The organism is Deinococcus sp., assembly GCF_025362455.1.
Classification (GTDB): Bacteria; Deinococcota; Deinococci; order Deinococcales; family Deinococcaceae; genus Deinococcus.
Genome location: NZ_JANYGJ010000070.1, coordinates 1 through 11,328 on the forward strand (window position 1 = coordinate 1; position 11,328 = coordinate 11,328).

Here is an 11,328-nt window from a genome sequence, read left to right on the forward strand (position 1 = left end):
TCACGCCCGCCTGAGCAGCCACAGCCCGGCCACCAGAAACACCACGTTCGCCAGCCAGGCGCCGCCCAGGCTCAGCCCGGCGACCTGAGCGCCCACCGTCAGGCCCACGAAGAACAGCAGGTAGTACGCCAGCGCGATCAGCAGGGCCACGCCCAGCGCGACGCCCAGGCTGCGGCCAAAGCGCTCCCCAGTCAGGAAACCGGTCGGGCGCAGCTCAGGTTGCGGCAGGCTGCGGTTTGGACGGCGCGGGCGGCACCACGAACAAAATGGTCGCCTCGGCCACCACGGCGCCGTCCACCTCGGCGCGGCAGACGGTCTTGCCCAGCCCCCGGCGCAGAAAATCCAGCTTGGCGTGCAGGTGCAGTTGGTCGCCCGGAATCACCTTGCGCTTGAACCGCGCACCCTCGACCCCGGCCAGGTAGGCGATGGTCCCGGCCTCCAGTGGCAGGCAGAACATGCTGGCCTGCGCCAGCGCCTCGATAATCAGCACGCCCGGCATCACCGGCTCGGCGGGAAAGTGGCCCGCGAAAAACGGCTCGCCTATAGAAACGTTTTTCAGGGCGTGGACGGCGCCCTCACCACCGGAAAGTACCCGGTCCACCATCACGAAGGGAAAACGGTGCGGCAGGCTGCGGAGCACGGCGTTGATGTCGAGCGGATAGGTCGGTGTGGCAGTCTCTGGTGGGGCAGCGTCGGTCATGGCGTCTCCTGTGGGCGAACTGTCGGCCATGCTAGTACACGGCGCCGGGCGGGTGAGATCAGATGAGCCCAGGCTTCAAATCAACTTCTGGCCCCTGCGCTATGCTGGGCGGCGAAACGATCCGTAACAGGTCATTGCCTTGCCCCAGAGGAACGGCATGCACGAAGGAGAAGCATGAACATCAGCCAGGATAAAGTCGTCGAGATCGAATACACCCTGACCGTGGGCGGCGAAGTGGTGGATCAGAGTGAGAGCGGCGAGCCGCTGGCGTACCTGCAAGGCCACGGCAACATCATTCCCGGCCTGGAAAGCGCCCTGGCGGGCAAGGCCCCCGGCGACAAGGTGCAGGTCACGGTCCAGCCCGAAGACGGCTACGGCGAGCGCGACGACGAGGCGGTGCAGGTCATCGACCTGGAGGACTTCGACGACGACGTGGAGGTCGGCGCCACCTATTTCGCCCAGGCCGAGGACGGCTCGGTGACGCCCTTTACCGTCATGTCGATGGAGGGCGAGGACGTGACCGTCGATTTCAACCCGCCGCTGGCCGGTGAGGTGCTGCATTTCGACGTGAATATCATCTCGGTGCGCGACGCCACCGCCGACGAGATCACCCACGGCCATCCCCACGGCGAGGGCGGCCACGAGGACGACGAGTTCTGAGTTAGACACAACACCACCGCTCGCCTGGCTGGGAGCGGTTTTTTGAGCTGACTATCAGCGCCTGCGCAGGCCCAGCAGCAAGCCCGCCACGAAGGCGCCGCCGAAGGGCAGGTCATGGGTCAGCACGCCGGAGAGCCACGGCCAGACGCTGCGGGAGTTGTCCTGCAACCAGGGGCCGCTGAGGGCTTCGAGTTTCAGCCAGTTGACCGTCACGAGTCCGAAATACGACAGGAGCTGGACCGCCACGAACAGCAGCCCCACGATCAGCAGCGCGACTTTGCCGATGGCCTTGACGGCGTACCCGGCGGCGAAGCCCAGAAGGGCGCCCAGCGAGAGGGTGGGCAGCAGCGGCAGCACGGCCCCGGACACCGAATCGGCGAGGCTGGAAGCGGAGGACGGTGCAGCAGACGGTGCAGCGGCAGAGAGTGTAGTGGCGGGTGACACGGCGCACATGCTAGCGCCTGCTGCCTGGTCGGGGCGTACGCCTAAAGTTAGATGCGGCGCTCAGGCGCGGGCGCTATGCTGCACCCTGAGATGACCGCGCCTGAAGACGTGCTGGACGCCGCGCTGCTGAGTAAGTTATGCAGCGGCGACGAGACCGCCTGGCACGCCTTCATCGCCCAGCACGAGCGCCGGATGTACGCCTACCTCTACCGCCTAGAAGGCCACAGCGAGGACGCCCTGGATCTGACCCAGGAAGTGTTTTACCGCGCCTGGCGCTCTATTCGCACCTTCCGGGCCGGGGAACGGGCGCTGCCGTGGCTCTACCAGATCGCCCGCAACACCCAGATCGAGCGTCACCGCCGCAAACAGCTCAGCCGTTTCTCGCTGGAGGAAGCCCAGGAGGACGTGGGCTTCGAGGCGGTCAGTTCCTCGCGCAGCCCCGTGCAGGCCGCCGAGAGCGCTCAGACCCAGGACCGGGTACAGCGTGCCCTGATGGACCTGGCCCCCGAATACCGCGAGGCGGTGGTCCTCAGATTCGTCGAGGACCTGCCCTACGACGAGATCGCCCGCATTCAGGGCGTGGCGCTGGGCACCGCCAAGAGCCGGGTCTTCCGCGCCAAGGAACAGCTCGCCGGACTGCTCGCAAGCGTGAGCGACATTCACTGACCTCCTTCGTCAACCACCATCAAACAGGTGTCGTCTCTGAGCAGCGCGAAGAATCTCGCTGTTCGGCTACCTTGAGGACCTGCCGGGGCGGCGCGGCGCCAGCTTCGAGCAACTTCTCCCCTGCCGTTCATGAAGGCTGCCCCTGTCCCGGATTCAGGTCGGCGGGAACCCAAAGCCGTTTAAGATCGTAGCTTTGGTATCGGCGGCGAGTGTCGGGCGTTGTCCTCCAAGAAGCGCTGGGCGGAGGACAGGGCGCCGGGTCGTCACTGGTCGGATACCATGCTGGTCAGGCGAAACAGGGCGATGAATCCAGACGGGGCGGTGAGCAGATGGCAGCAGGGCAGCACTGGCGCGAAGTTTGGCACCGCGCCCAGGACGGCGAACAACTGAGCGACATCGAGCGGCGGGAACTCGATGTGGCCCTGGCCGACCCTGACCAGTACCGCGAGACACAGCGCTGGGCGCAGGTCGCGGCCCTGCTGCGCCACCTGAGCGCACCAGCCTGGCCCGGTAGCCACAGCCGCAGCATGGCGCTCGACCGGCAGGTGCAGCAGAGCGCCGCGCCGCCCGCCCTGCCCGCAACGCTGGCGCCTGAGCTGGCCGCCGACATCGCCCTGAGCGCTCGCCTCGGCCCGGCTGCCGCGCTGCCGCATTCACTGGTGAGCGCCGTGGTGGCCCGCATCGTCGGTGAAACTCAGTCTGAGCTGAGCTTTTCCAGCGCCAGGGAACCAGAAGCCGGGGAGCGCCAGTTGACGGCCCTGCTGCGCGGTTCGGTCGTGCCGCCACCGCCGGGTGCGTTGGCGGGTGCGTCGGCGGGGACGCTGGCGCTGAACCTGGCTGCCCGGATCAGCCGCGAGGCGGCAGCCGAAGTCACAGCCGCAGTCGCAGCCGCCAGCGCTCAGCCTTCGCAGGGTGGGCCAGCGCAGGTGACCTGGTTGCGCCCACCCCGGCCCACCCGGCTGCGCCGCATTCTGAGCCGCACGCCGCACAGCGCGGCATTGCCACCGCTGGGGCGCACCCGCTTCAACCCGCCGGGCGGCCCGTCGGCCATCGGGGGCGCGGCGGTGGTGCTGGCTTTCGGCGGCCTGACGGTGCTGCGCGGCAACGGCGCCACCCGCCAGATCATGAGCCTGCTGGGCAGCGCCGCGCCGTTTGGCACGCAGTTCTCGCTGCCGCTGCCGACCATCCTGGGCGTGCTAGTGCTGGCGCTGCTGAGCTGGCTGATCGTGGCGCGGCCCACCCCGGCGGTGCGGCGCTACGGCGCGGTGGGCCTGGCCGTGACCGGCGTGCTGACCCTGCCCGCGCTGTGGGACGCCCTGCAACAGACGCCGCTGCGCTTTCACCTGGCGGCCCTGGGCGCGGCGAGTCCCAGTCCGCATCTGCTCGTCGAGCGCTGGCTGGGCGCCGGGCTGCTGCTGCTGGTGACGGCGGCGCTGCTGCGCGGCGGGCAGGCGGCCAGGCTGGGGCGGCGTCAGCGGCACTCCCCGGTGCAGACCCTGGCAGCGGGCACCCTGGCGGGCCTGGGGCTGGCCGGGCTGGGGCTGCTGCTGCTCTCGTTCGGGCTGAGCACGGCGGGGCTGGTGCTGGGCGTGCTCAGTGCGGGCGCAGTATTGACCGGCCTGAGCGTCAGCCTGAGCGCGGCGGGGCGAAGTGTGGCGCGGCGCCTGGGCCTGGCCCTGCCGGAAGTCTCCGGGGCGCTGGCAGGCGTGCTGGCCTTCAGCGCCACGCTGAGTGTGCCCGCCCTGGCGGCGCTACTGGCCGTCGTGGGCGGGGTGTGGGGCTTGGGGACATTGCTGCTGGGACCGGAGCGGGCACAGGCGTAAGTCGGCGAGAACGCTGGTGCGCCGTCTCCCCTGCTCGCCGCTCAGCTCAGGTTCGCTGCCCAATCGCCTACTTCTTCTCCAGCAAAATAGTGCTCTCCGTCGCCTTCACGGCGGCCAGCATGCCCTCGCGGAACTGGGCGTAGTCTTCCGGCTGCACGATGTCGGTCTTGAAGGTCAGGCGCTGGTCGGCCACGATCTGAGTGCCCTCCTGGCGGTAGGTGACCTTGTACGCGAACGAATTGCTCTCGCCCTGCGCGTCCTTGGGCAGCCGCAGCAGTTTCAAAGTTCCCGGCAGCTTGAGGGTCACGGCCTTGTGCAGCTCGGAGGCGCCCACGACCTGCGGGGTGGTGCGGTTCTCCAGTGACACGACACTTTTGAGTCTGGAGAAAATGTAAAAGGAAATGCCGCTGGGCAATTTCAGCGACGTCACGTCGTCGATGCTCACGGCGCCTGGGCTGTTCCACTCGGCGGCGAAGTCGGGCGCAGCGCTGTCGCCAAAAGTCGGGGCCAGGCTCAGACTGCCGCTGCCCGGCTCGCCGGACTGATCGAGCAGGCTGCGGGCCACCTGGGGCTGCTGCTCCGGCGTCAGGTTGGCGAAGCTGTTGCGGATCAGGCTGCGGACCGTGCCGCTGGTCGCCGCTTTCATGCTGCCGCTGAGCGTGCCGTCGGCGGCCAGCGTGAAGCTGCTGGACTGGTCGTACAGGTTGGCCGAGGCCGGGGCCACCGGGAACGTTTCGAGCTTGCCCGCGTTGGTGTGCAGCACCGGCTTGCCCGCCAGCGCGTTCTGATAGGCGCCCACCGGGGCGAAGCGGTTGGTCGGATCGAGGTAGATCTTCAGGCTCGGCACGTACAGAATGGCGTGGTTGAACTGCTCCGGCCCGGCCAGCGGCAGCTCCTTGTAGCGGCTCATGGTGCCCACCAGAATCGGCTCGGCCTCGATGCCCACCACCCCCAGCAGCGCCTGCGACAGCGTTACGTAGTCCTTGCAGTCGCCGTATCTGTTGTTCAGAATGTCGCTGGCCTTGTGGGGCACGTAGCCGCCCGCGTCGAGGTAGACCTGAACATAGCGCACGTTTTCGCGGACCCAGCCGTCGATAGCCTTCACGGCGTCCAGGCCGGTTTTGTTGCCCACGAGCTGGGTGGCCAGCGCCCTCAGTTCGGGCGTCTCGGCAATCTTGTCGGCGGCGCGTTCGCGGTAGGCGCGGGCCACGTCGTCCCAGCCTGCAAAGTTGTTGATGCTCACGGCCCCGGCGTAGTCGCAGGGGCATTCGGCGCCCGCCTCACCCGGCGTGAATTTGGGGTTGGATTCGGTCATGGTGAACTCGGTCCGGTCGCCCACGGCTTTTTGCTCCAGCTTGACGGCGCCGCGTGCCAGGCCCTTGACCCCCAGCGAGGTCGGCGCGGTGATCGTCACGGTCGTCTGGTACGGGTAGCCGAAGGGCACGTTCTCGGTAAAATAGGAAAACCGGCCCGGAAAGATGGCCCTGCTCTTGATGTTCAGCTTGGCATACAGCCTGTCGCCCACATTCACGTTCGGAAACAGCACCTGCAAGACCTTGTTGTCGCCGAAGTCGGCGTAGTTACCAGCGCCCGGCGCGTCCTTGATCGTGATCTGCGTCTTGCCCACCGGCACTTTTTTCCCGTCGGCCTTGATGACGTAGGCTTCCGTCGCCTCGGCGCTCTGAAGGCTGGAGATGAACTGGGTGCTGATGACGCTGCCGTTTTGCAGGTCGCCCTGGTCGCGGATGATACGGGTGGTTTCCGAGACCAACTCGTAGCTGGCGTCGGCAGCCACGACGTAGTGTTCGGTGCCCACATCCGGCACATTGCTGTAGTTACTCTGCGCTGGCGTGGTCTGGGGCGCTGGGGCGGGTGTCGGCTGGGGCACAGGCGCCGCCGTCTGAGCCGAGGCGTTCAGGGCGGTGGCCAGGATCAGAGCCAGGGTCAGGCGAGTCGGGAAACGGGTGCTGGACATGGGGGATTCTCCCTAGAAACGGGCGTGTCTATCAGGTTAGCGGGGCCAGGGGTGAGGAAATCGGCGACTGGTGACGGTAGTGAATTCAGGCTACTCTCTGGTCGCTCAGCTCCAGGGATCGGCGCCGCGCACCCAGTCCCAGAACAGGCCGAGCACGGTCTTCTCGTCGGAGAGCACATGGGCTTCCCCGGCCATGCCCGGCAGCAGCGGCTTCTGGCCCAGGTAAGGCCGCCCGCCCGGCTGCGGCAGCCCCACTTCCACCTGGTAACTGACGTTGCCGGACTTGTCGAGGTCGCTGGTGGGCGCCACGCCGCTGAGGCTGCCCATACTGACGCCGTATTTCTGGCGCGGGTAGCTGTTCCAGGCGATCTGGACGCGCGACGCCGGGCGCAACTTGGGCCGGTCCGACTCGGCGGCGGCGCCCCTGAAGACCAGCGGCACGCCTGCGGGCAGGATGGCGAGCGCACTCTGACCTGCCCCCAGCGCCTGCCCGACGTGCAGGTCCGAGAGCTGCATCACCTGGCCGCCGACCGGGCTGCGAACCTGCACCCGCTGGCTGCGGCCCAACAGGGCGAGCTGGGCGCGGGCGGCACCGAGTTGCGAGCGGGCTTTCTGGAGGGCGGCCTGAGCGGTGCGCTTCGCAGCCCCGGCGGCGTCCAGCTCGGCGCGGGAGACGCCGCCGAGGGCGTAGAGGCTCTGCGCACTGGCCTGGGTTCTGCTCCGGTTCTCCAGCTCGATCTGGGCGGCGCTGATGTCGCCCTGCGCCTGGACCGAGGCGTTCTGCGCGATGGTCTGCTGCAAGGCGGCGTCCTGGGGGTCGCGGGTACTCAGGTCGAGGGTGAACAGGAGCTGGCCCTTGCTGACCTTCTGCCAGAGCTGGACCTCGGCGCCGACGACCCGCCCGGTGCTGGGCACGTTGACATTCACCGGCTGACTTTTCGGCGCCAGCGTGCCGCGCACCTGGGCGTAGACGCTGACCTTCGCCTGCGAGGCCCACACCGCCGCGCTGCCCAGACCGGCGGCCAGCACCCAGATCAGGACGCGGGCGCTGCCCTTCATCGGCTGCTCCCACTGCGCGGCGCTCACCATGCGGGCGTCGCCTCCCCGTGAGGCTCGATCTGAACAGGGCCCGGCTGAACCGGCACTCTCGGCTGATACGGCTGCACGCGGCCTTCGACCAGCTCAAAAATCTGGTCCGCCGGGTCCATCAGCGCCGGGCGGTGGGTAATCACCAGCAGGGTCTTCTCGCCCCTGAGTTCGCGCAGAAGCTGCACCACCCGCGTTTCCCGGTCCATGTCGAGCGTGGCCGTCGGTTCGTCGAGGATCAGCACTTCGGCGTCGGAGAGCAGCAGCCGGGCCAGGCCCAGCATCTGGCGCTCGCCGCTCGACAGTCGGTGGGGACTGTCGCCTCCGAGGGTGGTCTGCAACCCTTCGGGGAGCCTTCGCACGATGTTGTCCATCTGAAGTGAGGTCAGCACCTCACGCACCCGCTGTTCGGGGCGCGGACGACCCAGCGTCAGGTTGTCGAGCAGCGAGGCGTAGAACATCGGCACTTCCTGGCGCTGGTAGGCGATGCGGCTTCTCACGGTGTCGGGGGCGCAGTCGCTCAGCAGTGTGTCGTCCCAGCGCACGGCGCCACTTGTCGGCTCCAGCAGCGAGGTCAGCACGTTGCACAGCGTGGTCTTGCCCGACCCGTTGGCACCCAGCAGCACGGTGTAACTGCCGCGTGGCAAGTCCAGATCGAGCTTATTTAAGATGGGCCGGTCTGCCTGGTAGCCGAACGACAACCCGTCCACGCTCAGGCCCTTACTGAGCGGCGCCAGCACAGTGACCCGGTGGCCGCTGTCCTCGGTGGGCAACTCCAGAATCTCGGCCAGGCGGTCGGACGAGACCACGCCCTGCTGGACGCTTTGCACGCTGCCGATCAGGGTGGACAGCGCCCCGATGGCGTTGCCGGTCAGGCCGTAGGTCGCTACCAGTTGCCCCACCGACAGGTGCCCGGCCAGCACCTGTGTGGCGCCGTACCAGAGCGTCAGCAGCGAGCACAGACTGCCCAGCAGACCGAACACCACCGATGAGTTGTTGCCCAGCAAAAAACCGCGCCAGGACTGCTCCATCAATCCCGCGATCTGGTTACGGCCTTTCATGACCGCCCACCGCTCGGCGCAGAAGGCTTTCAGGGCACTGATGCCTTCGAGGTTGCCGATCATGAACGAATCGAGTTCTCCACTCTTCTTGAGCACCTTGCGGCTGTTGCCCCGCAGTTTCGGCGCGATGATGAACAGGTAGGCCACGTCCAGAATCAGGCCCGACATGGCCACCAGCGCCAGTTGGACGTTGTAGAAGGTCAGCACGGCCAGGCTGAACACCAGCGTCAGCACCGCCACCGGCACGCCGATCATCAGGCTGCTGAGCACGTCGCGCACATGGCTGAGGTCGCCGAAACGCTGAAGCAGATCGCCGACCAGCCGGGTCTCGTGAATGCGCAGCGGCAAACCCAGCAGGTGATGCAGGTAGCCGAGTTGCATCTTGTAGCTCAGGCTCATGCTCAGGTGGCTCGACAGGTACGATCTGAGGGTGCCGATCACCGTCTGGAACACCGCGAAGCCCAGGATGGCCCACAGCAGATACGGCAGCAGTTGCACCTCGCCGAAGGTCAGCACCCGGTCAAACAGCACCTGCGAGAGCAGCGGCGTCACCAGCCCGCAGGCGCTGAGAATGACGGTGCCCACGAACACCTCGACCAGAATCGGCGCCGTGCCCCGGAAGTGGCTCAAATGCGAGAGCAGCCCGGATACGCCGCGCTTGCCGATGAAATGACCGCGCTCGAAGGTGAGTAGCGGTTTAATCCACAGGACATTGCCGGTCCACTTCGACTCCAGCTCAGATAAGAGAACGCGCCGCCTGCCCACCGCCGGGTCGGCCAGGGTCGCCCCTTTGGCGTCCAGCGCCGTCAGCACGACGTAATGGTTGTGCTCCCAGTGCAGGATGACCGGTAAGCTGAGTTCAGATAACCCGTCCAGGTCCGCCTGGTACGGCTCGGCTTCGAGGTTCAGGGCCTGGGCCGCCCGCATCAGGCCGAGCATGGAGGTGCCGCTCTGGGTGGTGCCCGCCAGCTCGCGCAGACGGTACAGCGGCTCGAAGCGCGACCAGTAGCCGAGGACAGTGGCGAGGCAGGCAGGGCCGCAATCGGTGGAATCGACTTGGAGAATGGGTTTTATATTAATCCTAGACATAATCGTATCTGTTTCCTTTCGACACATTTCTAATCTTGTTAGGGATCCGAAGATTTTAGACCTTTTTTCTATTCTGATTTGTCAAAACTATGAAATTTCTTATAGAAGTAATGATAAATTTCGCTAATAGAAAGACTAAAATTATTTCTATTAAAGTATTATTTTTACTCACATATCTTGAGAATAAGAGCCAAAAAACAATAGCTATTAAATCCCAGACTGATGCTTTTAGAATCAACCACATAAATTGCAAAGTTTTAGCGAGCCATTTAGCTTTCGTATCTATTTTTCTCCTTTAAAAAAGACTAAAGCGTCACGTATTATATTTTGGCTGGCTTAGCGCCCTTATTCAGATAGATACTTAATTAAGCCGATGCTTGAAAAGAGAAGTGTGGCATTTACACCAAAATGAATAGCAAGACTGGCGGTGAAGCCCTGTTTCTCTATTTTATACCATGATAAAACTCCTAGCAAAAACTGCATATACGGCACCACCTTCATCCCATCATAAAAATGTCCGAATACGAAAAAAACGGTCTGGCACGCACCCAACATCCAAAATATAATTTTTTCCCTTTTATCTTCTGGGAATAGTTTCATCCAAAGGCGATAAGGTAGGTACCTAAATACAAATTCTTCTGTTATTGGGGCAATAAAACAGAGTAATGCAAATGAGTAAAAAAATCCGGATCCATATATGTGTGCTATAGTGTGTGTATCCACTAATTTTGATGAATTGGTATCTGAGTTAGTGTCTAAATTTGGCGTTGCAGACAAGTATGTTACAATCATTCCGAATAAACCCAATAAACTTCCCAGTGCAAAGTTTTTCAGAATCGAAAGTAATTTATTCTCTATAAGCATAATTCCCCATCCAAAATGCGAAGAGCGCACATTAAATTCTAATGTAGCACTCTTCGCATCAGTTTAGTACGCTGTGCCAGGAGGCTTAGGGACAAGCAACTGCTGTCCACCTGGATAGATGCCATTTTCTCGCCTCATGCGATCCGCATTAGCATCCGGGGGTGTAGGCTTACCACTTGTTACAACCGCAGGAACAACAAAATCGAAGAAAATTACGCACGGGATTTTGAGCCTTACAGGGACTTCCTTACAGAGCTCACCACCTGGTGAAGGGATTTTAGTAGGCCATTTGACGCCGCCCACAACCATCTCCGCTTCCGCAATTTCCATCTTCTTCAACATAACATCACCATACCCTCTATAGTCAAGAATTCCTTGGTCGCCCTACCCACCGATGCCAGCTTACTGGGCGTTAATTCTTAAACTGGGGCCGCATCATCGGGCGGTGGCGTAAGCGTTTATCCGCAGGCCGCCGCCCGACTCGTGGGGAGTAAAGTTTGAATGGGTGTTCAGGTTCAATTGAGCACAGAAGGTGGAATACAGCGCGGGTCGCGCAGGCACCAGGGGTGCACGAGAGGAGCTGTAAACCGCTTCCAAGTCGGGTTCGGAGGCGACGGCACCAGCAGAGGCTCAGGCGGGGGCGGGGGACGAACCGGGTCCGGCTGGGGCTGAATTACAGCGGGAGGGCGAGGCTTCGGGGCGGCGGCAGGAGCACAGGTGGTCAGCCTGAATATACAGGCATCCACAAGGTTCAGAGGCATGGACTTGCCTGGGCCATCCTGAGCGAGAACGGACGAACTGAACAGCAATGACGAAACGATAACAAACAATGCTTTTTTCATAATTCTCCTTCAATAATACAAGCCAATAAAGTATTTTAACGAATAATTTCAACAAAAAAGCTGTTAAACAGACCAAACGGACGAAATTTATTTACTCATACATCTTCAACATCGAACG

The 11,328-nt window shown here is 63.4% G+C and carries 11 protein-coding genes; 3 read left to right on the forward strand and 8 right to left on the reverse strand.

Annotation, left to right across the window (positions count from 1 at the left end):
* Entirely contained in the window at positions 1-150 is a 150-nt protein-coding gene (locus Q0R23_RS05085; protein WP_366520387.1) for a hypothetical protein, read from the reverse strand.
* Between the two features lie 64 nt (positions 151-214).
* The gene (fabZ, locus tag Q0R23_RS05090) at positions 215-700 is read right to left on the reverse strand and encodes a 3-hydroxyacyl-ACP dehydratase FabZ (protein WP_293911035.1); all 486 of its coding nucleotides are present in this window, start codon (positions 698-700) and stop codon (positions 215-217) included.
* 174 nt (positions 701-874) lie between these two features.
* Here fabZ and Q0R23_RS05095 point away from each other — a divergent pair, with 174 nt between their 5' ends.
* Positions 875-1,360 (forward strand): peptidylprolyl isomerase, encoded by a 486-nt coding sequence (locus Q0R23_RS05095; RefSeq protein ID WP_293911038.1) that lies wholly within the window; start codon positions 875-877, stop codon positions 1,358-1,360.
* A 54-nt stretch (positions 1,361-1,414) separates the two neighbouring features.
* Here the strand turns inward: Q0R23_RS05095 and Q0R23_RS05100 are convergent, their stop codons facing one another.
* Positions 1,415-1,804, reverse strand: coding sequence for an FUN14 domain-containing protein (locus Q0R23_RS05100; protein WP_293911041.1), 390 nt, complete (start codon positions 1,802-1,804; stop codon positions 1,415-1,417).
* A 90-nt stretch (positions 1,805-1,894) separates the two neighbouring features.
* Between Q0R23_RS05100 and Q0R23_RS05105 the strand changes: the two genes are divergently transcribed.
* Positions 1,895-2,470 carry an RNA polymerase sigma factor gene (locus tag Q0R23_RS05105; RefSeq protein WP_293911043.1) on the forward strand — a complete coding sequence of 192 codons (576 nt, stop codon included), beginning with the start codon at positions 1,895-1,897 and terminating at the stop codon, positions 2,468-2,470.
* Between the two features lie 329 nt (positions 2,471-2,799).
* Entirely contained in the window at positions 2,800-4,293 is a 1,494-nt protein-coding gene (locus Q0R23_RS05110; protein ID WP_293911045.1) for a hypothetical protein, read from the forward strand.
* Between the two features lie 67 nt (positions 4,294-4,360).
* Here the strand turns inward: Q0R23_RS05110 and Q0R23_RS05115 are convergent, their stop codons facing one another.
* The 5 genes from Q0R23_RS05115 to Q0R23_RS05135 all read right to left on the reverse strand — a co-directional run bounded on the left by Q0R23_RS05115 (position 4,361) and on the right by Q0R23_RS05135 (position 10,710).
* On the reverse strand, positions 4,361-6,268 hold the full coding sequence (locus Q0R23_RS05115; RefSeq protein WP_293911048.1) for a DUF3857 domain-containing protein: 1,908 nt from the start codon (positions 6,266-6,268) through the stop codon (positions 4,361-4,363).
* Positions 6,269-6,373: 105 nt separating this feature from the next.
* On the reverse strand, positions 6,374-7,357 hold the full coding sequence (locus Q0R23_RS05120; protein WP_293911051.1) for an HlyD family efflux transporter periplasmic adaptor subunit: 984 nt from the start codon (positions 7,355-7,357) through the stop codon (positions 6,374-6,376).
* Positions 7,351-9,504 carry a peptidase domain-containing ABC transporter gene (locus Q0R23_RS05125; RefSeq protein ID WP_293911054.1) on the reverse strand — a complete coding sequence of 718 codons (2,154 nt, stop codon included), beginning with the start codon at positions 9,502-9,504 and terminating at the stop codon, positions 7,351-7,353. The genes Q0R23_RS05120 and Q0R23_RS05125 overlap by 7 nt, the downstream gene beginning before the upstream one ends.
* A gap of 345 nt (positions 9,505-9,849) precedes the next feature.
* Positions 9,850-10,398 carry a CPBP family intramembrane glutamic endopeptidase gene (locus Q0R23_RS05130; RefSeq protein ID WP_293911056.1) on the reverse strand — a complete coding sequence of 183 codons (549 nt, stop codon included), beginning with the start codon at positions 10,396-10,398 and terminating at the stop codon, positions 9,850-9,852.
* A gap of 33 nt (positions 10,399-10,431) precedes the next feature.
* Complete coding sequence (locus Q0R23_RS05135; protein ID WP_293911059.1) at positions 10,432-10,710, reverse strand: hypothetical protein; 279 nt, start codon at positions 10,708-10,710, stop codon at positions 10,432-10,434.
* Positions 10,711-11,328 lie beyond the last annotated feature (618 nt).

Bases quoted from the DNA above. Each gene is read 5' to 3' on its own strand.
- fabZ (WP_293911035.1), bottom strand. From the start codon at position 700: ATGACCGACGCTGCCCCACCAGAGACTGCCACACCGACCTATCCGCTC.
- Q0R23_RS05095 (WP_293911038.1), top strand. From the start codon at position 875: ATGAACATCAGCCAGGATAAAGTCGTCGAGATCGAATACACCCTGACC.
- Q0R23_RS05105 (WP_293911043.1), top strand. From the start codon at position 1,895: ATGACCGCGCCTGAAGACGTGCTGGACGCCGCGCTGCTGAGTAAGTTA.
- Q0R23_RS05110 (WP_293911045.1), top strand. From the start codon at position 2,800: ATGGCAGCAGGGCAGCACTGGCGCGAAGTTTGGCACCGCGCCCAGGAC.
- Q0R23_RS05115 (WP_293911048.1), bottom strand. From the start codon at position 6,268: ATGTCCAGCACCCGTTTCCCGACTCGCCTGACCCTGGCTCTGATCCTG.
- Q0R23_RS05120 (WP_293911051.1), bottom strand. From the start codon at position 7,357: ATGGTGAGCGCCGCGCAGTGGGAGCAGCCGATGAAGGGCAGCGCCCGC.
- Q0R23_RS05125 (WP_293911054.1), bottom strand. From the start codon at position 9,504: ATGTCTAGGATTAATATAAAACCCATTCTCCAAGTCGATTCCACCGAT.
- Q0R23_RS05135 (WP_293911059.1), bottom strand. From the start codon at position 10,710: ATGTTGAAGAAGATGGAAATTGCGGAAGCGGAGATGGTTGTGGGCGGC.